Origin of the sequence: Streptomyces shenzhenensis (assembly GCF_003688995.1) — a bacterium.
In the GTDB taxonomy this organism is placed as follows: Bacteria; Actinomycetota; Actinomycetes; order Streptomycetales; family Streptomycetaceae; genus Streptomyces; species Streptomyces shenzhenensis_A.
Window position 1 is genome coordinate 153,442 of the sequence record NZ_PENI01000002.1, and the last position, 23,943, is coordinate 177,384.

Consider the following 23,943-nt stretch of genomic DNA (forward strand, 5'->3'; position numbering starts at 1 on the left):
GTGCGGGTCTGCCAGAGCGCTCGACGTCCGCTCAGAGCGACTCAGTTTGCGGCGGCAGTCGCCTTCCTGGGTGACGATCAGCATCCTTGTCGGACCCAGCCGGCGTATGCCGGAGACGGCGGGGCGGCAGCGTGACACCGGGCGCCCAACTCGGCCGCACAGACAGCACGTTGCGGTCGGCCCGCCTGCCAACCGTCACTCACATGAGGCGGCCCAAACTGAGCGGACGCAACTTGGTCACTGGAGGGCAGAGCTACTGTAAGTTCCTGCTATGAATCAGGGCAAAGTGATCGAGAACCCCGAGTCGCGCTTCTCCACTGTGCTGGTGGGCGCGGCCAGGCTTCCGGGCGTGCGTATCCACAGGGAGGCGTACCTTCGGAGAGCGCTGGCGCGCTACTGCTCCGAGGACGAGATCCGCATAGCCATAGAAGAGACCCCCGCGGCGGCGGGTATCCCGGTCGACGTTCTGGACAAGGCGGCCAACGACTCCATCCGCTACGAAACCGCCAAGGTCAGTGCGCTCTCCGCCGCTGCCGGGATACCTGGCTTCTTCGCGCTTCCTGCCACCGTGCCCGCCGACATGGCCCAGTACTTCGGCCACATGCTGCGTATCGCGCAGAAGCTCGCCTACCTCTACAGCTGGCCCGATCTATTTGATGGCGACGGCGATGACGTCGATGACGCGACCATGGGGGTGCTCACGCTGTTCTTCGGCGTGATGTTCGGTACCCAGTCGGCGAACGCCGCTGTGGGGAAGGTCGCCGGGATGATGGCGGACCAGGTCGCCAAGAAGCTGCCTCAGAAGGCACTCACCCAAGGCGTCATCTACCCCATAGTGAAGAAGGTCGCGGGCTACATCGGTGTTCAGATGACGAAGCAGACCTTCGCGAAGAGCGTCTCGAAGGCCATCCCTGTCGTCGGGGCCGCTGTTTCCGGCGGGCTCACCTTTGCGACCTATCGCCCCATGGCCAAGCGGCTGAAGAGGCACCTCTCCGACTCGGAACTGGCGAAGCCGACGCACCGAGTCGTTGTTGTGGAAGCCGAGGCAGTCCACGAGACCTTCGTCGCGGAACATGCTGAGAGCCATGCCTCGGACGGTACTGCCGACACGGCAGAGGGCCCTCGGTCCTCGTAGCTCACCCGCTGTGAGGGGGCGGAGGGGGAGTCCCTCGCACGCTCTCGTTCGGCTGCGGACTGTACGCGTACGCGGTGGGCTTGTACGTGGTGGTGGGCGTGACCGTTTCGTGGACTGGATCACCGAGCGCCAGGCGCACCCGTCCACATGCCGGAGACTCTGGGCGGGGCAAGTGGCAGGATTTCCCGGTCGAAGAACTCGTGAAATTCCTCAGCGCGCTCGTAAAGCGCGTCAAATCCACTAGAAGTTTCCCGGATCAGTTCCCGTTCAGTGAAACGGTTGGCACCCGCCGCGTTCCCGTCGCCGTCGTAAACGACTTCGTACATGACGACGTCCCCGAGAATGACCACCTCGGGAGCTGGACGGTCCTTCTCGATGTCCCTGATTTTTCGGGCGTCGAGCACTTTGATGTCGTCGCCCTCATCCACCCGCACGCGAAGCACGAACAGCTCCCACTGCACGTACGGTGTGACGGGGAATTCCACGACACGAAGGCGCCGGTGTGAAATTCCCAGCCGTGCCGCTTTCTGGAGTTCCTGCGCGTAGTCGGCGCGCCTCTCCTCGGCCAGGGACAATGCTCGTGTCCAGTCGCCGGCGGCGAAAGCCTCCCAGCTGGCGAAGCCGCGCTCCTTGAAGTGCTGTCCGCGTTCGAGCTTGTTCAGGAAGTGGATGCCGCTGGTGTAGACCCGGCCGAAGTCCTCGTGATACGTGGGGCGATCCATACGTTCGGAGACGCCGGCAGGGAAGGAATCAAACACTGGGGATATCCGGTTTCGCTGCGACGAGCATGTTTCGTGGGATGACGACGAGGCGTTCGTCCGAGCCGATCGAGACCCCGTCGGGCAGATTCTTGCCGAGCGACTGGGTGAGGTCTCGGCCGATTACGGCGATGTCTCCGTTGGCGAGTTCCCAGATGTCCGGGCAGTCGGGAGTTCCGGTTGTGTTTCCGAGTTCCTGGGGTGATTTCCCTAAGCGCTTTTTAAAACTGGTGTCCGGATCGGCTTCCCATGGCCTGGCCATCTTCGTCGCTCCCTCAGTCGGTCGGGTAGCGTCACTGTAGCGTGCACCAGAGGTGCCTGACCATGTGTCAGGCGTGGGCGGCGAGGGTAATGGCGTGGATTGATTCCTCCTTGTCTGGCGCCGTTCAGGGGTGAGATGATATTGATCGGGAAGAAAATCATGTAAACGCCTGGCAGGTGGGACGTTTTTTCTGTGCTGTAGGGAAATCGGCGAATGGAGGGGTGGAAGTGGATCCGGAAGTGACCTCGCTCGCACAGAGCGCGGGGACCACCTTGGTCACGTTGATGGCGGCCGACGCCTGGCACCGCACACGGGACGGGCTCGTCCAGCTCTGGCGCCACGTGCAACCCGAGCGTGCCGAGACCGTGGCCGCCGAGTTGGAGGTGACTCGCGAGGATGTTCTGGCCGCCACGGCGGCTGACGACCACGAGGCCTTGGACGAACTGCGTGCGCAGTGGCAGGGGCTGGTACGGCGCCTGCTTGTCGCCCGGCCCCCCGCCAGAGACGAATTACGCAGGTTGCTGGACGAGCTCGATCCTGGCGGCTCGGCCGCCCGGCAGATCACTCAGCACGCCACCGCTTCCGGTCAGGGCCGGGTCTACCAGGCCGGACGAGACCAGCACATCACCGAGCGATGACGGGCGGGACGGACGGTCACGCCGAGGACCAGGGGCGTGTCTACCAGGCATCGGGGGACCAGCACATCAACGAGCATCACCATTACGGTGGTGGCGGGCCGGCGCCCGGTGGCCCGGACTCGGTGCGCCGCCCGGCAGTGGGGCGGTCTCCCGTCGTACTGCGTGACCGCAACGAGGTGATGGAACGCCTGCGGGCGAGTGTCGAGGCAGAGCGCGGTGGCGAGGTCTACGTGCTGCACGGCATGGGCGGATCAGGCAAGACGGCGGTCGCGTGCGCGCTCTTCCAGGAGATCGCCGACGAACAGGACCGGGTGGCTCTGTGGGTCAACGCCGCCGACCGTGCCAGCCTGCGCGGAGGCATGCTGGCCGTCGCCGCCGACCGAGGAGCAGGCGACGGCGAACTGCTGGCTGCCCGCAATGGCCTCCGCCCCGCGGCGGATCTCGTCTGGCGGTATCTCGACCGCTCCGCCGAGCCGTGGCTGCTGGTCCTCGACAACGCCGATGAGCCGGAGATCCTTCGGGACGGAAGCTGGCTGCGTACCAGCCCCCGCGGCGTCGTCCTGGTCACCACACGGCGTGCTGCGGCCCGCTGGTGGCCGGGCGCCGAACTGCAGCACATCGGCGTGCTGCCGCGTGAGGATGCGGCGTTGGTGCTGTGCGACCTTGCCCCGGACAGCGGCACACCCGAGCAGGCGGCGCAGATCGCGGACCGGCTCGGGCGGCTGCCTCTCGCCCTCACCCTGGCCGGCGGCTTCCTCTCCCACCAAGTGCTCGACCCCTGGACGATGGACGCCTACGGACACCACCTCGACGGAGACGAACGGGTCCAGCTGATCGACCGAGGAGCCGACGCGTTGTCCGGACCGGACCCGCGGCACCTGGTCGGCTTGACCTGGCAGCTGACACTCGACACCTTTGAGGCACGCGGGCTGCCCGAAGGGGCGATGCTGCTCAGGCTGCTGGCCCGGTTCGCCGCCGAGCCCCTGCCGCTCAGCCTTCTCAACCACGCCGACATCAACAACGTCCTTCCCCAGGCCCGTACCGAGACAGCCCTGAGAGCACTTCTCGACCAGTCGCTGTCCGAGGTGGTCGACCTCGCTGGCGCGCGCTGCGTACAGAGTCATGGAGTGCTGCTTGACAGTGTCCGCGCGGCGACCTCCGTAGACCTGCTGCCTGCGCTCGACACCACCGCCGTCCGGCTGCTCGACGCGGCCGTTCCTCGTGTACCTGACGCGGGCCCGTACGATCCGCAACTGCGACTGCTGGTGCCTCATGTGCTCACCCTGGTGCGACGTATCGGCGAGCCCTTGGCCGCCGCCGACGCCCTGGCCGTCGCGACGCGCCTTTCGGTCGCCCTGCACCGGACCGGGGACTACCTCTCCGCCTGGGAGACCTCCCGCACCGCGGCGGACCTCGCACAGCGACTGCTCGGCCAGGACGACCGGCTGGTCCTGGCCGCCCGCTCCAGAACCGGCCGGGCACTGTTCCGGCTGGGCAGGTACGCCGAAGCCGAGTCGGTGCTCTGCGACGTTCGCGCCATGCAGGAGAGGCTGTTCCGGGCTGACGACCTCGACACCCTGGACACTTCTTACGGCCTTCAGCTCGTGCTGGGGAATCTCGGCAGACGCGAGGAATCGCTCGCACTTCTGCGGACTGTCGTCACCGGCCGGCAAACGACACTGGGCCCCGCGCACCCGCTGACCCTGCGCGCCCGCGCCAGTCTGCTGGAGATGCTGCCTGCCTCCGAGGTGGTTACCGAAGAAGACGGCGCGTTGCTTTCGCTGCCGTCGGAATGTGCCCGGCTCCTCGGCCCCGATCACACGGTGACGCTCGGCGCCGGGCATAACCACGCCTGGGCGCTGTACCTCCTGGGCCGTTTTGACGAGGCTGACGAGGAGATCCGGCTCGTCGCCGACGCGTATGTACGGCGCTTCGGCCCCGAGTACCCGATCGTGCTTGCAGCCCGGCAGCTCTTCTCCCGGACCCGGTCCGCGCTCGGCCACATGGATGTAGGGATCGAGTTGATGGCCGATGTCGTCGCGCGGCGGGAACGCGGCCTGGGCCCCGGGCATCCCTTCACGGTCGCGAGCCGTCGGCTGCTGGACGAGTACCGATCGGGGCGATGGCACCCACCGCAGCCCTCCGGTGGATGAGACAGGGACGCGCGACAGCACGTTCCGGATCGCATGGTCTCTCGTGCCCGCAAGGCGTTCCGGCGCTGTGGTCCCCACGTCAGCTGTGCCCGGGGGTACACGGCACAGGGACGGTCGGTGTACCGATGTAGGGTGCTATGCGCAGGCCGCGCGACCGGTCATTCAGTACGAGGGGGAAACGAAGTGCAAACGACACAAGCCCGCCTCCCTCGGCCTGGCCGATGCCGTGGACGCCGTTCTCGCCCAGCGGTACGCGACTGACCTCCTCGCCACCGGGCAGGACCACCGGCACGTCGCACCGCCCACCCGTACTTCCGGGTCCTCTCCTGCGGCCTGGACCGGTGGCCAGCTCCGGGTCGGCGAGGCAGCCCGCACCACATCGAGTACGAGCAGCAGCACCGAACACTGTCAGGGAGAGCGAGACCCGCAATGGCCCAGCCGCCCCTCCTCCGCGATGTCATCGACATCAAGAAGAACATCTCCACCTCGGACTTCGTGCTGTCCCTCGCCGAGGCAACGACACCCGAGGGCGCCCAGCACGCGCTCAAGGACTACGTCGTCACCGAGCGGTTGCTGGAGAACTTCGACGAGGCGCTGGCGCTCATCAAGTCCTCGCTCGACGGGCACCGCTCCAAGGCGGCGTACCTGCACGGCTCGTTCGGTTCCGGTAAGTCGCACTTCATGGCTGTGCTGTACGCGCTGCTCAGTGGCGACCCGGCCGCTCGTGCCCGTACCGAGTTCGACCCGGTGCTGACCAAGCACGAGTGGCTGACTACGGACGGCAAGCGGTTCCTGCTGGTGCCGTACCACATGCTCGGCGCGAAGGCCCTCGAACAGCGGGTGCTCGGCGGGTACGTCACGCACGTCAAGAAGCTGCACCCGGATGCTCCGACCCCGCAGGTGTACCGGACCGACTCCCTCTTCGCCGACATCCGGGCCAACCGTGCCACCTACGGTGACGAGGCGGTCATCCGAGGTCTGGGCGGCAGCGACGCGGGCGACGGCGAGACGGACGAGTGGGGTGAAGGCTTCGCCTGGACCCCGCAACTCCTCGACACCGCCCTCGCCGCCGAGGAGAACCACGAGGGGGGCACCCCGCTCAACCTCCGTAACCCCTCCACCCCGGCCGAGCTGCGCGCCAAGCTGGTCAACGACGCCAGCACCAACCTTTTCCCCGGCTTCGCCAAGAACGCCACCGAGAACGAGCACGGCTTCATCTCCCTGGACGCCGGTCTGTCCGTCATCGCCGAGCACGCCAAGTCGCTCGGCTACGACGGCCTGATCCTGTTCCTGGACGAGTTGATCCTCTGGCTCGCGACCCTCATCCACGAGCAGAAGTTCGTGGCCCGCGAAGCCAGTAAGATCACGAACTTCGTGGAGGGCGGCGACGCCCGACGCGCCATCCCCGTCGTCTCGTTCATCGCCCGCCAGCGCGATCTGCGTGAACTCGTCGGCGAAGAGGTGTCCGGCGCGGCGGAAGCCTCCATCCAGGACACTCTGAACCTGGCCTCCGGCCGGTTCGACAAGATCACCCTGGAGGACCGAAACCTCCCGCAGATCGCTCACGCGCGCATCCTCAAGCCGAAGGACGCCGAGGCGGAACGGCTCGTCGAGGCGGCCTTCGAGCAGACCAAGCGGGTCGGCACCCAGGTCTGGGACACCCTCCTCGGCTCGGAGAAGGGCACGACCGGAGCGGACGCGGAGTCGTTCCGGCTGACGTACCCCTTCTCGCCGGCGTTCATGGACACGCTCGTCCACATCTCGTCCGCGCTGCAGCGCTCCCGTACCGGTCTGAAGCTGATGGGCCAACTCCTCGCCGACCACCGCAACGAGATCCGGCTCGGGCAGCTCATCCCGGTCGGCGACCTCTACCCGGTGATCGCGGAGGGCGGCGACAAGCCGTTCACCGACAGCCTGAAGGTCGTCTTCGAGGCCGCCGACAAGCTCTACAAGACCAAGCTGCGGCCCTACCTCCTCAGCTCGTACGACATCACCGAGGACGACGTCGAGCAGTACGTCAACCGGCCCGGGGCCATCACCGACCCGCAGCGCCTCAACCGCTGCCGCATGTTCGTCGGCGACAACCGGCTCGTGTGCACCCTGCTGCTGTCCGCGCTCGCGCCCAGCGTGCCCGCCCTGGCCGAACTGACCATCCGGCGGCTCGGCGCGCTCAACCACGGGTCGGTCCTCGCGCCGATCCCGGGTGCCGAAGTCGGCATCATCAAGAACAAGGTCGCCGAGTGGGCGGCCCGGTTCCCAGAGATCAAGGAGACCGGCACCGACGCCAACCCCGGCGTCCGGCTGGAGCTGTCCGGCGTCGACGTCGACTCCGTCATCGCCAACGCCCAGGTCAACGACAACCCCGGCAACCGGGTCGCCCTCGCCCGGCGCCTCCTGTCCGAGGAACTCGGCGTCGAGCACGGCCAGTTGAGTGACCAACTCAGCTTCACCTGGCGCGGTACCTCCCGCACCGCCGAGATCGTGTTCGGCAACGTCGCCGACGAGGACGAGCTGCCCGACCACGACCTGATGCCGCAGGAGGACGGTCGCTGGCGTATCGCGATAGACCTCCCCTTCGACGAGGGCGAGTGGGGTCCGGTCGAGGACGTCAACCGCATCCGGCGGCTGCGCGAGCGCCAGCAGGGCGAGCGGTCCCGTATCGTCGCCTGGCTGCCCGCCCATCTGTCCGCGCAGCGCTTCGCCGACTTCCGGCGTCTCGTCGTCATCGACAAGGCCCTCGCCGACGAGCACCGCTTCGACACCCAGTACGCCGGCCACCTGAACGCCGACAACCGCAGCCGCGCCAAAGGCCTTCTCGAAACCCAGCGCGAGGCTCTGCTCAAGCAGGTCAAGGGTGCCTTCAAGCAGGCGTACGGGCTCGCCCAGAAGCAGGCCGCCGACGTCGTGCCCGACTTCGACGACCACCTCGTCCCGCTGCCTGATGTCGACGGCCTCACCCTGTCCTTCGGGCAGAGCCTGCACGACGGCATCCGGCACGTCGCGGGCAAGCTGCTCGCCCACCAGTACCCGGCACACCCCGACCTCGACCCCGACGGCACCGGAATCGCCGTCAAATCCGCCGACACCCGCAAGGTGTTCACCCATGTGCGGGCTGCCGCCGAGGCGCGTGACGGGCGGGTGGAGGTCCCGGCCGCCGACCGCAAGCTGATGCAGCGGATCGCCGGGCCACTGCGCCTCGGGCAGCAGAAGGAGGCGTACTTCGAGCTGTCCCGCTACTGGGCCGACCACTTCCGCCAGCTCGCCAGCGCCCAGGGTGTCGCCGGGGACCTGTCCCTGATCACCCTGACCGACTGGACGGACAAGCCCGACCCGCGCGGCCTGCCCGATTTCCTCGCCCGGCTCGTCGTCGCCGCCTTCGCCGAGATGGACGACCGGGTGTGGGTGCGCGGCGGCACCGTACTCGACCCCGCGCCCGAACTGTCCGCGATCAAGGACCATGACGCGCTGCGCAGCCAGCCGCTGCCCGCCGAGTCCGACTGGGACACGGCACGGCAGCGCTTCGAGACGATCTTCGGGCAGAAGGCGCCCGCCCTGCGGCGCGGCCGGATGGTCAACCAGTTCGCCCGCCAGATCATCGAAGCCGCCCGCCTCCACCGGGACCACGCGGCGGACCTGGTGCACCAGCTGGAGGCCCACGCCTCCTTCCTCGGCCTCGACCAGACTGCCGACACCGGACGACTCGCCCTCGCCCGCCGCTCCCTGCAACTGATGGACGCGCTCACGGCGGAAGCCGGCAAGGGTGCGGCCGGGGCGAAGAAGACCGTGGAGGCCCTTGCCTCCTTCGGCCTGGGCGCAACCAGCGCCGACCGGTACGGCACCTCGATCAAGCAGGCCCGCAGCGTCGCGGAGGCAGTCGCATCCGCGCCGTGGAGCACCCTCGAACTCGCCCCCGGACTCGGCCCCGAGGGCGCGGCACTGCTCGACTCGCTGTGCAACGTGGCCCGTGACGACCAGCGCACCGCGGACCTCCGTGACGCACTGACTCGCACCCAGCGTGAGGTCGTCGCCCTGTTGAAGCGCAGCCAGGCCGCCGCCACCCCGCCGCCCCCGCCTGCCGCGCCCCAGCCCACGGCCGACGACCTGTCCCTGAACACGCCGACCAGCGACCCGCGCATTCCGTACACCCCGCAGGAGACCCCCACACCGGCCTCCTCCGGCAACGGCTCCGCGCGAACGGCCGGTGGCCGTCGTACGACCGTGGCACGCGCCGCCGCCGACCTCGAGGCGGAACTGTCCGAACTGGCCGCCCGCCACCCCGACGCGACCATCGAGATCACCTGGAAGGTCGTCGAATGACGGAGACCGTCGCTGCTGCCCCGGGCGCCGTCCGGCTGAACACCGCGACCGTCACCCAGTACCTGTCCTCGCAGTCCTCCCTGGCCGCCACCCTGACCGGAGACGGCGGGGGCAGGCGCCGGGTCGTACTGCTGCGGTCCGCGCCCCGGTGGGACGGGCCTGCCGAACCCGTCTGGGGCGAGGGTCGGACGGCCGGCGTCGCGGTGGCGCCCTCACCGCTCGCCGTCCACGAACTCGTCCTTGACCACCTGACGGGCCGACGCCCCGGCCCCGCCGTCCTGGTGGTCCTCACCGACCGCGAGCAGAACGAACTCGACCCGGCGATCACCGCCCGCGTCCACAAGCAGCGCATCGACATGGTCGACAGCTGGGACGTTGTGCGGGAGGCCTTCGGCGCCCGGCAGATCGACCCGCGCCTGAAGGACGTCAACTGGGCCGCCGAAGCCCTGCTCGACGCCACCCCGCCCGGCGGCTGGCCGCCGGTGCCCGGCGGCTGGCTGTCCCGGCAGTACGCCCTCACCGCACTCGCCCAGCGCCGCCTGCGCCTCGGCCGCTACGACGCCGAGGGCGGTCCGCGACGCCCCGGCGAGGACCGGCTCGACGCGCAGACCCTGCTGCACTGGTCGACCGGGCCCGGAGCCCCCGACCGGCTGCTGGGCCTGCGGGGGCCCGAGCGCGCCGGGCTGACCGCCTTCCTGGGCGAGGAGGACCAGGCCGGTATCGCCGGACGCGCTCTGCTCGCTCTCGTCGACGCCGAGCGAGGCGTGGACGCCGCAGCCTTCGGCCTCCTGTGCGCGGCCCTGTGGCAGCACGCCGAACCTGCCCCCGAGACGTATCAGGCCCGAGGCCGTGCCGAACGCTACCTCGGTGACCAGCACCCGGCCGTCGGCGAACAACTCGACGCCCTGGTGGGCGCCTTCGGACGGTCCGCCGAGGAGTACGTGAGCACGCTGCTGACGGCCGGACACCGGAGCGGCGGCGCCGACGCCGACCAGGCCCGCGAGGCGCGCCGCACCAGTGGCATTGTGCTCGACCGGGCCGCCGTACTGGCTCGCCAGTTCGGCGCGGAGGCGGCCGTCGGGGCGAGCCCCGTCCTGCGCGGCGGACTCGAAGCCCGGTTCACCGCCGTCGGCCGAGCCCTTGCGGCGGGCGACACGGCCGCGGCCGCGGAGGCCGTTCGACGGCTCGCGGACCACAGGCTCGCCACCGATCCGGAGGAGTCCGCCCGCATCGAGCGCGCCCGCATGGGACAGCGGCTCGCCCTCTGGCTGGCCACCGACCCGTCCGCCGACGCTCCCACGGTCGCCGACGCCATACAGCGGCACATCGCCGAGACCGGCTGGGCCGACCTTGCACTGGAGCACATCGAGGCCGGCGGCGACCCGGACCCCGTCCTCAAGGCCGCTTACGACACCCTTGGCCGGCACGTCAGGGACCGGCGGCGGCAGATCGACGCGTCCTTCGCGCGCTCGTTGGCCGGCTGGACGCAGGACGGCACCCGGCCTGGCAGCATGCTCACCGTCGAGACCTTTCTCGACCGGGTGGTGGGGCCCGTCGTCCGGCGCGGGGAGGAGCGGCGGGTGCTGCTGCTCGTGCTCGACGGCATGAGCGCGGCCATAGCGAACGAGCTCGGCGAGGAACTGCGCCGCTCCTGGGCGGAGTTCGACCTGCTGGCCGAGGACACTCCGCGTCGGCGGGCGATGGCCGCCGCCCTCCCCACGGTGACGGCCGTGTCCCGGACATCGCTCTTCGCGGGCACCTTGATGAAGGGCACTCAGTCCGATGAGAAGAGGCTCTTCCCCACGCTGAAGCTGTGGAGTGGGGCAGCGGCCGCCGTCTTCCACAAGGACGACCTGCGTACCGAGACCGCGGGCGACACATTCGGCCCGGCTCTCACGGAAGCACTCACCGACGGCAGGACCCATGTCGCCGTCGTCCTCAACGCCATCGACGACCGCCTCGCCAAGGAACAGAAGCTGGGCGACGGGGCGTGGCGGGTCGACGACGTACCCGGTCTGCGTGACCTGCTCCGGGTGGCGGCGGCCCAGGGCATGGCGGTCATCGTCACCAGCGACCACGGCCACGTCGTCGATCGCCACGGCACGAAGGCCGATGCCGCCACCGAGCCCGCGTCCGCGCGGCACCGCCTGCCCGGCGGTGGCCCGATCGGCGAACGGGAGATCGCCCTCTCCGGGCCGCGTGTGGTCTGGCCCGAGCCCGGCGCCTCCATCGTCGCGCTCTGGGACGCGGACTCCCGCTATACCGCCCTCATGGCCGGCTACCACGGCGGGGCCTCCCTCGCAGAGTTCACCATCCCGGTGCTCGCGTTCCTGCCGTTCGGGGCGGAACCGCCCAAGGAATGGCGGGAGTTGGGAGACCAGCGGCCACCCTGGTGGGCTCCGGAGGAGGCGGGGAGATCGGCATCGGACGAGCGTTCGGCTCAGCCCGCCGGCGTGGCTCCGAAGAAGGGCACGGCGAAGCCACGCAAGAAGCAGCCCAACCCGGAGTCGCTGCCCGACGCGCTGTTCGACGTGGCGTTTACGGCTGGGGGAGACGACGCCTTGCTCACACCGACCGTCGTCTCCCGGACCGAGGTGCTCGTGGCGGCGCTGCTCGACTCGGAGATGTATCAGGGGCAGCTCGACGGTCTAGCGCGCAAGCCGCAGAAGGAGCAGGTCCACCAGGCCCTAGCCGCCCTGCTCGACGCGGGCGGCACCCTGCCCGTGACCGCGCTGGCCCAGCGTGCGGGCATGCCCACCACCCGGGGCGACGGCTTCGCCGCGGTCCTGCGGCAGCTCCTCAACTACGACGGCGTGCAGGTGCTGGAGACCTTGCCTGACGGGCGCACGCTGCGGCTCCACGAGGCGCTTCTGCGCGAGCAGTTCGCTCTCCGAGCGGGCTGACAGCGTTCGGGGTGCCGCTGGCGTTCGCGTCGAGGCACCGCGCCGTCTCAGGCCACGAACGCCCGCAGCAGCTTCGCGAACGTCGTCAGCTCGTCGAGCAGCTCCCGCGGGAGCGGCTTCTCGTCGAAATGGGCGATCCGGTTGCGGATGTCCCTCACTCGCTTCAGGCGGCCGATGAACTGTTCCCTGGGCATGTTGGGCCACTTCAAGGCTTCCCAGTTGGCGTCGGCTGCCTCGGCCAGCGACGTCTTCGTCTGGTCGCCGTCCAGGAGCCTCAGAATAGTCGCCGAACATGAGGTCGGAGACCTGGCCGGTGCGGTGCTCGGGTTTCTTGTTCGTCTGGACGGCCTTGATGGTCTGCTCGTCCAGCGCGGCGCCCAGGCAGCGCCGCAGCAGGGACTCGATCTCCCCGACGATGAAGAAGGGCCGTGCCGCGCCCTCGAAGCGGTCCGTGACGTCCGCGGCGGTGACGATGCCCGAGAGGCAGCCGTCGTCGCCGCGGACCAGGAGATACCCGTGCTCGCGGATGACGGGAAGGGCGGAGAAGAACTCCTGGCGCGTGTCGGCGACCGGAAGGGAGTCCTTCTCCATGGCGTTGTCCAGCGTCGGCTGCTTGCCCGCCTCGTACATCTTGGCGACAGACCCCCAGGTGACCACCCCATGGATCTGCGCCATGCCGGTCGTCACCGGGACCTGCGCGACGTTCTTCGTACGCATCAGGAACGTGGTCTGTGCCAGGGGCGTGCCGGGACCGACGGACACCAGGCCGCGCCGCGCCGACGGAATGTCCCCGAGCAGCAGACGCTGCGGAAGGGCGGCCGAGGGCAGTGCTTCCTCCGTCTCGTCCTCCTCCGCGTCGGCGAGGGCGGCCTGCGCGGGGATGGACGCGAGCGGCACCACGTCGACGTTGCTGCGCTGGCCGCACACGGCGAAGTCCGGCAGCGTGGTCAGCCCGGCGTCTGTGAGCGCCTGCGAGATGCGATGCACCGTCCGGTGGTCGCGGACTTTGACCTGGAACAGGTCCAGGATGTCCTGCACAGGCACGGTCCGGCCTTTGAGCGCGGCAAGGTCCTGCCCGCTCGGTGTGGTCGTCATCGGGCGTCGCCCTCCGCGAGGTCACGGAGCATGGTCCTCTTGCCCATGGCGGCGTGCACGAGATCCTGCAACTGCTTGGAACGGTCGTTGTAGAACCGTTCGTAGTCGTTGTCGCGGAGCGATTCCGGATCGATGAGATGGGTGGCGAGTACGTCGTCGAACCACTCGGGGCGCATGTCGGAGGTCGCGACCATGGTGGACAGATAGGACGCCGGTGCCCCGGTCATATCCATCGCCGCGCGGTAGGACAGCGGGGTCTTGTTCACGATGGAGTTCGTGGGCAGGCCCTCACTGTTGCCCCGCCGGAACCATGCCTTGGGAAAGATCTGCCGGACGTCCACGCTGTACTCGTCCAGCCTGCCGGGACTGAGCGGGCTGTCCGTGTGGTGCCAGTCCACCGCCCCCTGCTTGATCAGCAGGGCGTAGATGCCCTTGTAGGCGGCACTGTTGCGGGTAGTGAGGCTGTCGAGGCGGTCGGCGAAGAAGAAGGCGTCCGTGACGGTGTCGGGCGCCCGGTCGTCCTGCGCGATCCACGGGACGAACTGCTCGACGTCACGGGTGAAGCGGGTCTCGGTGGAGCCGCCGTACATCTCGCCGAGGACCCCGCACCAGTACCACTGCTCGGTCCTCTCCTCCGCTCCCAGGCCGTCCAGTGCCGTGTCGAGGATGGCGCGGACGGCCGCGAGCGGGACGAGCTGTGTCTTGTACGGCAGGTCGTTCGGGCGGACGATGCACTGCCGTTCCAGGAAGTCGCCCACCCAGGCGAAGGCGTCGGCGAGTTTCGGCGCCAGCCGGACGAAGTCGGCCAGCGGGAGGTCCAGCAGGTCCCGGCGCTTGCACGACACGGTCGCCCCGGTGCCCGCCTGCTTCCGCTCCCAGGTGCGTACCAGGGCGATGGCCTGCAGGAAGTCGATGCTGCTCAGCCCGTTCTCGACGCCGCTGTCCAGACGGCCGAAGACCGGGTACTTGGCAGCCAGCCCCTGCTTGATCTCCCGCCACACTTCGGGGAGCTGGTAGTAGTCCCCGGTTCGGTCCACGTACTCGCGGTCCCCGGCGTAGGTCGCGGTGAGCAGTTCGAAGACGTTCAGGGGCACTCCGCCCGTGTTGACCCGCTCGAACACCGCGCAGACGGCGTCCATGGAGGTGGAGGCGGCCAGGCGGATCATCGGGACCTGGAAGGCACGGATCTGCTGGAGGACCGACTCGTCGAACTGGCCCCACAGATTCCAGTTCCGGTCCTCGTCCGCCTTGATGTAGGACATCATCCACTGGTTCACGCGCTGGGCGTCGAAGACGAGGTGCAGAGGGAAGAGACCGGCTGCGCACTCGTCCTCCGTGGTGCTCAGATCCAGCACCACCGTGCGGTTGAAGTCGGTGCGGAGCACCTTGTCCGCCGGGACGGACAGGATGGCCTCGTCGCGGTCCGCGGACGGGCCGACGGCCTTCGCGATGTCGACGTAGTACCACCGCTCGATGGGCTTGCCACGGGCGTCCGCAGTCTCCACCGGGGCGTTCAGCCACAAGGCCTGGAAGAGGGAGGTGAGGCGCTGCTGCCCGTCCAGCAGGAGGAGGTCCGCGGCCGGGTCCCCGTCCGGGCGTGCCCCGGTGAGCGTCCGGGAGCGGAACCGGGTGGCGCCGCCGGTCTGCAACGTCATCACCACGCCGAGCGGATAGTCCAACGTCACCGTCGCGATGATCGCGCGGATCCGGTCGTCGTCCCATTTCCAGTTCCGCTGGAAGTCGGGCAACTGTAAGGAGCCCGACGCCACGTCCGCGAGTACGTCTTTCAGCTTTACATTGTCGAGTGCCGCCACGTTCGTCTCCCACCCCTGGCGTATGTACGGAGAGTGATTCCAACAGCGTCTCCGGGTAACCGTCAATCGATTCAACGAAGTGGGGCGCCCCGCCACGGGAAGCGCGAACCGAGGGCCGCCTTCCGGTCCCTGTACGGACGTACCCGTGGAAATGGAAGACTGGTCGCCGTGAGCACCACCGGATCTCAGCGCCCCGCACAGGTGAGCGCCGCCCGCCGCCGTACCGTCATCGACGCGTTGCGGCGCGGTGCCGTGCCCGACAGCGGGCTCGACCTGCTGGCCACCGGACTCGACCGGTTCGAGGCGGCCCTGGACGCGGAACTGGACGCCGTGGCGTCCGGCGGCTCCGTGTTCAAAGCCGTGCGGGGCGAGTACGGGTCCGGCAAGACGTTCTTCACCCGCTGGCTGGGGGAGCGGGCCAAGCGCCGCAACTTCGCCGTGGCCGAGATCCAGGTCTCGGAGAACGAGACCCCGCTGCACCGGCTGGAGACGGTCTACCGGCGGCTCACCGAACGGCTCACCACCTCCAGCTTTCCGCCCAGCGCACTGCGGCCCGTGGTCGACGCCTGGTTCTACGCCCTGGAGGAAGACGCCCTCGCGGCCGGCGCGGCCGAAGACGAGCTTCCGAGCGAGGTGGACAAACTGCTCGTCGCACGGCTCGCCGAGGTCTCCCGGCACGCCCCGTCGTTCGCCACCGCGCTGCGCGGCTACCGGGCTGCCCTTGCGGACGGCGACGAGGCGACCGCCGCGGCCGTCCTGGCGTGGCTCGGGGGCCAACCGCACGTCGCGGCTTCCGCCCGCCGGACCGCCGGGGTGCGCGGCGACCTCGACCACTTCGGCGCCCTCGGGTTCCTGCAGGGGCTCCTCACCGTGCTGCGCGACTCCGGACACACCGGGCTGTTCGTCGTCCTCGATGAAGTGGAGACGCTGCAGCGGGTCCGGTCGGATGCCCGCGACAAGGCACTCAACGCGCTGCGGCAGCTCATCGACGAGGTGCACTCCGGCCGTTTCCCCGGTCTCTACCTGGTCATCACAGGCACTCCGGCCTTCTACGACGGGCAGCAGGGCGTGCAGCGCCTGGCCCCGCTCGCCCAGCGGCTGGCCACAGACTTCACCACCGAGCCGCGCTTCGACAACCCTCGCGCCGTGCAGATCAGGCTCCCCGGCTTCAACCAGGAGTCGCTTGTCGGACTCGGCACCACCATCCGTGACCTGTACGCCGATGCCGCAGAAGCGCCCGAGCGTGTGCGGAAGGTCGTCGACGACGCGTATGTCGCAGACCTCGCGCTGGCTGTAGGCGGGGCGCTGGGCGGGAAGGTCGGGGTTGCTCCCAGGCTCTTCCTGAAGAAACTCGTCGGGGACGTGCTCGACCGCGTGGACCAGTTCGACGACTTCGACCCCCGGCAGCACTACCGGCTCACCGTCGTCGGCAGCGAACTCACCGACGTCGAGCGGAACCTGGCCGCCACGGTCTCCGAGGGCTCCGCGTCGGCTGACGACATCGACCTGGAGCTGTGATGGCGGACGCGGGAAGCCCAGCCGGGACTGGCCCGGGTGACGAGGGTGCCGACGTACTCGACCGGCTCGACCCCGTCGTCCTGCATCACATCGTCAACACCCTCGGCTGGCCCGACCTGCGTTCTCTTCAACGCGCGGCGATTCCACCGCTCATGGACGGACAGGATGCCGTCCTGCTGGCTCCGACGGCGGGCGGTAAGACCGAGGCTGCCTGCTTCCCCTTGCTGTCGGCGATGACCGAGCAGAAGTGGACCGGCACATCCGTGCTGTACCTGTGCCCGCTCAAGGCACTCCTCAACAACCTGGTCGGCCGCGTCGACTCCTACGCCCAGTGGCTGGGGCGGCGCGCAGCGCTCTGGCACGGCGACACCAAGGAATCGCAACGGCAGCGCATCCGGGCCGAGGCGCCGGACATCCTGCTGACCACGCCCGAGTCGCTCGAAGCGATGCTGATCGGCGTCAAGACCGACCACGCCCGCCTGCTGGGAGGCGTGCGGGCCGTCGTCATCGACGAAGTACACGCGTTCGCGGGGGATGACCGGGGATGGCATCTGCTTGCCGTGCTCGAACGGTTGGAGCGGGTCACCGGACTGCCCATCCAGCGCGTCGGGCTCTCGGCGACCGTCGGCAATCCGGCCGAGCTGCTGCACTGGCTGCAAGGCGCGGGCGTCGGCAGTCGCACCGGTCAGGTGGTCGCCCCCGGAGTGCACCTGCCGGCCACCGACGGCAGGGGACACGGCGCCAAAACGAGACGCGAGCCGTCCAGCAGACCTGCGGGCGAAGTGGAACTCGACTACGTCGGCTCTCTCGACAATGCGGCCAGGCTCATCGCGGCGCTGCACAGGGGAGAGAAGCGGCTCGTCTTCTGCGACTCGCGCCGCCAGGTCGAGGAGTTGGGTGCGGCGCTTCGCGCGCGCGAGGTGGCTGTCTTCCTGTCCCACGCTTCGCTCTCCGTCGATGAACGCACCCATTCCGAGCAGGCGTTCGCCGAGGCGCGCGACTGCGTCATCGTCTCCACGTCAACCCTCGAACTCGGCATCGACGTCGGCGACCTCGACCGCGTCATTCAGATCGACTCACCGACCACTGTCGCCTCGTTCCTGCAACGCATCGGACGCACCGGGCGGCGGTCCGGCACGGTGCGGAACTGTCTGTTCCTGACTACACGCAAGGAGACGCTGCTCCAAGCGGCGGGCTTGTTGCTGATGTGGTCGCGGGGCTGGGTTGAACCGGTCGTCCCTCCGCCCGAGCCACGTCACTTGGTAGCTCAGCAACTGCTTGCCGTCACCCTGCAACAGCACAAGCTCGGCGACCGGTTGTGGGACCGGCAGTGGAACGGCCTCGCCCCCTTCGACAAGTCGGCTGCCCCCGTCCTGCGCTTCCTCACCGAGGAGGGCTTCCTCGACAGCGATGGTGGAATGCTGTTCGTCGGTCCCGAGGCAGAACGTCGCTTCGGCAAAAGGCACTTCATCGAGCTCACCGCCTCCTTTACCGCGCCTCCGCAGTTCACCGTTTTGTCCGGGCGCACGGAGATCGGGCGCACCGACCCGAGCGTGCTCACGGAGGAACGCCCCGGCCCCAGACGGTTGCTACTCGGTGGACGCAGTTGGCAGGTCACGTATATCGACTGGCTGCGCAAACGCGTCTTCGTCGAGCCAGCCGACGGCGGCGGAATCGCCAAGTGGATGAACGGCGGCGTCGCCGGACTGTCGTACGCCCTGACGCGTGCCATGCGCGAGGTGCTGCTGGGCGCGACGCCGCCGGTGTCCCTCACCCGGCGTGCGGAGTCCTGCCTGGCCGAACAGCGCGAAAGCGACGCGCCTGACACCGTCTACCCGGGCGGCACGTTGATCACTCGCGTCGGCTCCGATGTCCGTTGGTGGACCTGGGCCGGCTACCGCGCCAACGCCACGCTGGCGGCCACCCTCCAGTCGGTCACCGACCCCCTGCAACGGCCCACCGACAGCTGGCTGCGCCTGCGTGAGAACCTCACCCCGGCCGCTTGGCGGGTGGCCCGTGAGAACGTCGGCGAGAACCTCGTCCTGCCCGACGTGGACCGCAGGGCCGTACGCGGGCTGAAGTTCTCCGCCGCTCTCCCGGAACGCCTCGCCGTAGCCACGGTGGCGGCCCGCTTGGCCGACTTCGAGAGCACCCGCTTGGTGCTCGGAGAGCCGACGCGCTTTCAGCACGACGGCTGAATCGGAGAAGCTGCCAAGGTCGCTTCAGACGGACGCGGACTTCTTCGAGCGCATCGAGCGGTCCGTTTGACCCCAATAGCGACGACGCCCCCGTCCCGGACCGCTCCAGGGCGGGGTGTCTCCTTACGTAGCCATCAAGGTAGCCGCACAAGCACCCTCGCTACACGGTCGGCCGACACGGATCCGGGGACAGTTGCTCGGCCAGGCGCGCGAAGTCTTGTGGGATCCCCTGGTCCATCGACTCCAGACCAGATCGGGCCAACTGCCTCAATGATGACGTCGGGTTGGTGAGCCGAGTCGAGGGCGTGTCCGCGGTGCCATGTGGCCCGGCCGAGGAAGGCGTCGATCGCCTGAGTGTCCCACTGCTTGGAGACCGCTCCGAGTCGTCGGCGCGCCGCTGGTCAGACCTCCCTTGAGCGATTTGCTTGCGGATCATCTTGCGGTCAGGAGATCGACACTGAGTATTCAGTCGACATCGCGCAACCTGCGTCAAACGTCTTGATCATCACATCCCCTTCCTGAGCTTGGCGAATTGATGTCCCTTTCCTCCCTGTTGGCCTGTCGCTCTTTGCAGGCTTCAGTTACCCCAGGTGACTGTGTGAACGTTGTGAGGGAGCTATGACGGGGATGCAGGCTCGAACGCGGGCCGTGCGCAGGGCTGTGGGCGTGGTGCTGGGTGTGGTCCTGGCCATGGGGGCAGCGCCTGCGGTTGGCCAAGCCGCGGCCGGTGCGGCGGCCGGGTCGCGCAGCGGCGGACCGGCTGCTGCAGCGGCTGAGACCGGTGGTTTGTCGGAGGCGGAGGCTTTGGCCGAGGCCGAACGGACCGGTGAGCCGGTGGAGATATCCGCACTGCGCGGTGAGAGCCGTGAGGTGTTCGCGACCCCGGAGGGTGAGTTCGATGCGCGCGAGTACTTGCGTCCTGTATGGGCTCGGACAGGGGGTGGCTGGCAGCGTGTTGACACGGACTTGGTGGCTACGCGGGACGGGACTGTCGCGCCGAAGGCGTCGACGGTGGGACTGGAGTTCTCCGGCGGTGGCAGGGTGCCGTTGGTGCGGATGGAGCGCGCCGGGCGGGTGCTGAGTTTGTCGTGGCCCACGGCATTGCCGGAGCCGCAGGTGCAGGGAGCGGTGGCCACGTATCCGTCGGTGCTGCCCGGTGTGGATCTGCGGATGACGGCGCAGGAAGACGGGTTCAGCCAGCTTCTGGTCGTCAAGACGGCTCAGGCCGCGGCGAGTACGGACCTGGCGGAGCTGCGCATGAAGATGTCCGGCGAGGGCCTTGATGTTCAGGAGACGGATGAGGGCGGTCTTAAGGCGCGGGACGTGGGCGCCCAGGGGGCTGTCTTTGAGGCGCCCAGGCCGATGATGTGGGACTCGAGCCCGGGCGGGACGGCCACGCGGACTGCCTCGGCCGGCAGGGCGGTTGCCTCGGATGTGGCTGCCTCGGATGCAGGAGCCGAGCCGGGCGCGGCGGAGTCGGGCAAGCTGGCGGCGGTCGGTGTGGAGGTGCCGACCGGGCAGGACGAGCTGGTGCTGACCCCGGATGCCGATGTGCTGAAGGGTGAGGACACGACCTATCCCGTCTACATCGACCCGCAGTGGTATTCGCCGCGGGCGTCGGCATGGACGATGGCGTCGAAGTACTGGGCGTCGTCGCCGCAGTGGAAGTTCAACGGGGATGCGGACGCCGGACTGGGCTATTGCAACTGGTCGTACTGCAACCCCAATGACACCAAGCGTCTCTTCTACCGCATCCCGGTGTCGACGTTCGCAGGCAAGTCGATCCTGTCGGCGGAGTTCGTGGTGCGCAACACGTGGTCGGCGTCGTGTTCGGCCCGTTCGGTGGAGCTGTGGCAGACCAAGGACATCTCCTCGTCGACCACGTGGAACAGCCAGGACGCCTCAGGCTTCTGGGTCAAGCAGCTGGACTCGGCATCGTTCGCGTACGGCTACTCGGGCTGTGCCGCCAAGGACGCCGAGTTCGACGTGAAGTCGGCGGTACAGGCAGCGGCCAACTCCAAGAGTTCCACGATGACCTTCGGACTGCAGGCGGCCAGCGAGTCGGACGCGTACGGGTGGAAGCGGTTTTCCGACAAGGCGTATCTGCGGGTCAAGTACAACCGTCCGCCGTCCCAGATCAAGCTCTCGCAACTCACCATGAGCCCTGGCGGGTCGTGTGTGCCGGCCGACAAGATGGTGCGTATCCGCTCCACGGCGACGGTCCGCGCGAACGACGTCACCGATCCTGACGGGGACGCGGTCTCGGTGCAGTTCCAGGCGTCCTGGGACGCGGGTGACGGCGCGGGGTGGAAGGCCCGCTGGACCTCGGCCAGGACGACGAGCAAGGCGAGCGGTTCGGACTTCTCGATCGTGCTGCCCAGCAGCATCCCCAAGAACAAGCATGTCGACTGGCACGTCCGCTCCTACGACGGAGCGCAGTGGTCGTCCTGGAGCTACAGCGGGGCACACGGCTGCCACTTCATCTACGACACCTCCGTACCGGTCGGCCCAGTGATCACTTCCGCACAGTACGGGGCATCCGATTCCGAGGACCCGGACGATCCCTGGTGGGACGGTGTCGGGCGGTACGGCACTTTCAGTGTCGGAACCACGTCCACAGACGTGACGAAGTACTGGTTCGGCATCAACACCTCTCCCAGCAGTGCCAACACCCTGACCACCACGGGCGGCGGCGTCAAGACGATCAAGTTCATGCCGACCAGGCCGGGCGTCAACTTCATCACCGCGCAGGCATTCGACGCGGCCGGCAACGGATCCGAGCCCACCACGTACACCTTCAGGGTCCGCGCCGGCCAGCCCGATCGGGTCACCTGGCAGATGGACGAAAACTCCGGCGCAGCCAAGGTGGCAGGAGCAGGCGGTGACTGGCCGGCCGTACTCCACGGAGCCACTCCCGGCGGACCGGGCGTGGCCGGGAGCGGCCTGACGCTGGACGGTACCGACGACTACGCCGCCACCGTCTCGCCTGTGCTCAACACCGGCAAGAGCTTCACGGTGTCGCTGTGGGCCAAACTGCCCGGCACCGACCCCGGCCGCCCGAGTGTCGCGCTGTCCCAGCCCGGCCAGAACCACAGCGGCTTCGAGATCTACTACTCCTCCGCACTGGGCGGCTGGGTGTTCCTGCGGCACGCCGACGACGCCTCCTCCGGAGGCACGGCCGCGCGGGCGGTGCAGCCCGCCTGCGCCGCCGGCGACACCCCGTGCGTCACCAGCCGGCTGAGTGAGTGGACCAACCTGGTAGGGGTCTTCGACAATCCGAATCAGCAGATCAGGCTGTATGTGGGCGGCAAGCTCGTCGGCAGCGCCGCCTACAGTCGGCCCTGGGACGCCCGCGGGGGGACCATCCTGGGTGCGGCCAAGCACTACGGCGCGCTCGCCGACTACTTCCCCGGATCCCTCGACGACGTCGAACTCTTCGACTACCAGCTCACCGACACACAGGTGGCGAAACTCGCTGCCAGATCGCCGGTTGACACCGGTCGGCCCGCCAAGCTGGTGTGGCCGCTGGACGAAGCCGCCAACGCCACCGCCGTAGTAGGCCGCGGCCAGGCTGCCGACGCGGTACTCAAGGGCGGCGCCGCCACCGGCACCGCAGGGGTGAGCGGGCGCGCCGTGTCGTTCGACGGCGTCGACGACCACGCCACCACTGGCCGCCCGCTCCTGGACACCTTCCAGAGTTTCACCGTCTCGGCATGGGTGCAGCTGCCCAAGGACAAGGAAGCCAGGGCCATGACCGCCGTGTCCCAGCTCGGCACCGTACGGCGCAGCTTCGAGCTGTACCACTCCTCCGCATTGGGCGGGTGGGTCTTTTCGCGGCCCGAGTCCGACGTTTCGGGTGCGGCCATCGTCCGCGCCACCCACACCGCCTGCGTCGCCAACACCAACTGCGCGGCCGGCCGCTTCGGCGAGTGGAACCATGTTGTCGGCGTCTACGACGCAGACGCCGGCAAACTGCTGCTCTACGTCAACGGCACCCTGCAGGCCAGCACACCCTTCAGCAGCCGCTGGTCGTCCGAGGGCCCGGTGAGCATCGGCAGCGGCCTCAACCCGGACGGCGCGGTGGCCAGCCCGCTCAAGGGCAGCACTGACGACGTGCGGCTCTACGACCGGGTCGTATCGGGTGACGAGGTGCAGCAACTGTTCAAGCAGCGTCCTCTGGTCAAGAGCCGCTGGACCTTCGAGGAGACCGCAAACGCCACACCCGTCACTGTCCCGGATGCCGCTGGTACGGGAAACGTGCTCACGATGAACGGCGGCGCGAGCAAGTCCGACACGGGATTCATCGACTTCGGCGCCATGGAACTCGACGGAACGTCCGGCTACGCCTCCGCGAGCAGCATGCCGGTCGACACCTCGGGCAGCTTCACGATGACCGCGTGGGCCCAGGCCGCGGCCATCCCCGCAGGAACGGTGGCCCTCACCAGCGCCGAAGGCAGCAAGCAGAGCGCCTTCACGGTCCGGTTCGTGCCCGATGCGGCCGACCCCGAGAACAGCCCCGGACGCTGGCAACTGACCGTGGCCGACAAGGACGCCACCGACGCCGAAGTGGTGCAGGCCGACAACGGTGGGTTTTCTGACGCCCGTGAGTGGAACCACCTGGCCCTGGTCTACGACGGCTTCGCCAAGGAAGCCCGTCTCTACGTCAACGGCGGCCTGGCCGGGGTGGCTTGCCCCGACACCGACGGTGACGGCGTCAGCGACAGCGACACCTGCGCGGACCAGGTCCCCTGGGCGGAGAACGCGCTGTCTTTCAAGGCCACGTCACTACAGATCGGTCGCAGCGGAACCGGCAGCAGCGCCGGTTCCTACTTCCCCGGTCTGGTGGACGACGTGTGGACCTTCCAAGGCGCGCTGAATGACAGTCAGATCGCCGAACTGGCCGGTTCCTTCTTCGACATCCCCACCGAAGTGCCCGCCGGTTCCTGACTGCCGGTTCCGAGGCAGCGTGCGTGCTCCGGAACCTGTCTTCCCGATTTCCCTGCTCATCCCGGCTGCCGAGAACGCAGCGCATCCGACCTGGAAACGTGCCCGGACCACCTCTCCACCGCACAGTCGGACGGCTGCGGTCAGCCACCTCGGTCCTGTCCACCTCCATAGCCCACCCTTTCCCGGCGACGCGTGTGCTTCACGA

At 68.7% G+C, this 23,943-nt stretch carries 11 protein-coding genes and 1 pseudogene; 8 read left to right on the forward strand and 4 right to left on the reverse strand.

From position 1 onward, the window contains the following. Window positions 1-271: 271 nt before the first annotated feature. Entirely contained in the window at window positions 272-1,135 is an 864-nt protein-coding gene (locus CTZ28_RS03685) for a hypothetical protein (protein WP_259471466.1), read from the forward strand. 119 nt (window positions 1,136-1,254) lie between these two features. Here the strand turns inward: CTZ28_RS03685 and CTZ28_RS03690 are convergent, their stop codons facing one another. Then, window positions 1,255-1,893 (reverse strand): DUF6879 family protein, encoded by a 639-nt coding sequence (locus CTZ28_RS03690; protein WP_121887747.1) that lies wholly within the window; start codon window positions 1,891-1,893, stop codon window positions 1,255-1,257. Further along, the gene (locus CTZ28_RS03695; protein ID WP_121887748.1) at window positions 1,886-2,155 is read right to left on the reverse strand and encodes a hypothetical protein; all 270 of its coding nucleotides are present in this window, start codon (window positions 2,153-2,155) and stop codon (window positions 1,886-1,888) included. Before CTZ28_RS03695 ends, CTZ28_RS03690 begins: the two co-directional genes overlap by 8 nt. A gap of 227 nt (window positions 2,156-2,382) precedes the next feature. Between CTZ28_RS03695 and CTZ28_RS03700 the strand changes: the two genes are divergently transcribed. From CTZ28_RS03700 to pglZ, 4 genes are all read left to right on the forward strand, one after another. After that, on the forward strand, window positions 2,383-2,793 hold the full coding sequence (locus CTZ28_RS03700; RefSeq protein WP_121887749.1) for a hypothetical protein: 411 nt from the start codon (window positions 2,383-2,385) through the stop codon (window positions 2,791-2,793). Next, window positions 2,790-4,946: a tetratricopeptide repeat protein gene (locus tag CTZ28_RS03705; RefSeq protein WP_121887750.1), complete on the forward strand. Its 2,157-nt coding sequence runs from the start codon at window positions 2,790-2,792 to the stop codon at window positions 4,944-4,946. Before CTZ28_RS03700 ends, CTZ28_RS03705 begins: the two co-directional genes overlap by 4 nt. Window positions 4,947-5,375: 429 nt before the next feature. Further along, window positions 5,376-9,263, forward strand: coding sequence for a BREX-2 system ATPase PglY (gene pglY / locus CTZ28_RS03710; protein ID WP_121887751.1), 3,888 nt, complete (start codon window positions 5,376-5,378; stop codon window positions 9,261-9,263). Then, window positions 9,260-12,166, forward strand: a complete 2,907-nt coding sequence (gene pglZ / locus CTZ28_RS03715; RefSeq protein ID WP_121887752.1) for a BREX-2 system phosphatase PglZ — start codon at window positions 9,260-9,262, stop codon at window positions 12,164-12,166. Before pglY ends, pglZ begins: the two co-directional genes overlap by 4 nt. Before the next feature lie 47 nt (window positions 12,167-12,213). On the opposite strand, the pseudogene CTZ28_RS03720 reads toward pglZ, so the two are convergent. Further along, window positions 12,214-13,261 (reverse strand): annotated as a pseudogene (locus CTZ28_RS03720) (CBS domain-containing protein). After that, the gene (locus tag CTZ28_RS03725; RefSeq protein WP_121887753.1) at window positions 13,258-15,075 is read right to left on the reverse strand and encodes a DUF262 domain-containing protein; all 1,818 of its coding nucleotides are present in this window, start codon (window positions 15,073-15,075) and stop codon (window positions 13,258-13,260) included. The pseudogene CTZ28_RS03720 and the gene CTZ28_RS03725 overlap by 4 nt, the downstream one beginning before the upstream one ends. A 168-nt stretch (window positions 15,076-15,243) precedes the next feature. Between CTZ28_RS03725 and brxD the strand changes: the two genes are divergently transcribed. From brxD to CTZ28_RS03740, 3 genes are all read left to right on the forward strand, one after another. After that, on the forward strand, window positions 15,244-16,593 hold the full coding sequence (brxD, locus tag CTZ28_RS03730; protein ID WP_121887754.1) for a BREX system ATP-binding protein BrxD: 1,350 nt from the start codon (window positions 15,244-15,246) through the stop codon (window positions 16,591-16,593). Further along, window positions 16,593-18,791 (forward strand): DEAD/DEAH box helicase, encoded by a 2,199-nt coding sequence (locus CTZ28_RS03735; RefSeq protein WP_121887755.1) that lies wholly within the window; start codon window positions 16,593-16,595, stop codon window positions 18,789-18,791. The genes brxD and CTZ28_RS03735 overlap by 1 nt, the downstream gene beginning before the upstream one ends. Window positions 18,792-19,409: 618 nt before the next feature. Continuing rightward, complete coding sequence (locus CTZ28_RS03740; protein ID WP_121887756.1) at window positions 19,410-23,738, forward strand: LamG-like jellyroll fold domain-containing protein; 4,329 nt, start codon at window positions 19,410-19,412, stop codon at window positions 23,736-23,738. The last annotated feature ends 205 nt before the right edge of the window (window positions 23,739-23,943 follow it).

Excerpts from the sequence above, each read along its gene's own strand:
- CTZ28_RS03685 (WP_259471466.1), top strand. The coding sequence starts at position 272 with ATGAATCAGGGCAAAGTGATCGAGAACCCCGAGTCGCGCTTCTCCACT.
- CTZ28_RS03695 (WP_121887748.1), bottom strand. The coding sequence starts at position 2,155 with ATGGCCAGGCCATGGGAAGCCGATCCGGACACCAGTTTTAAAAAGCGC.
- CTZ28_RS03705 (WP_121887750.1), top strand. The coding sequence starts at position 2,790 with ATGACGGGCGGGACGGACGGTCACGCCGAGGACCAGGGGCGTGTCTAC.
- pglY (WP_121887751.1), top strand. The coding sequence starts at position 5,376 with ATGGCCCAGCCGCCCCTCCTCCGCGATGTCATCGACATCAAGAAGAAC.
- pglZ (WP_121887752.1), top strand. The coding sequence starts at position 9,260 with ATGACGGAGACCGTCGCTGCTGCCCCGGGCGCCGTCCGGCTGAACACC.
- CTZ28_RS03735 (WP_121887755.1), top strand. The coding sequence starts at position 16,593 with ATGGCGGACGCGGGAAGCCCAGCCGGGACTGGCCCGGGTGACGAGGGT.
- CTZ28_RS03740 (WP_121887756.1), top strand. The coding sequence starts at position 19,410 with ATGACGGGGATGCAGGCTCGAACGCGGGCCGTGCGCAGGGCTGTGGGC.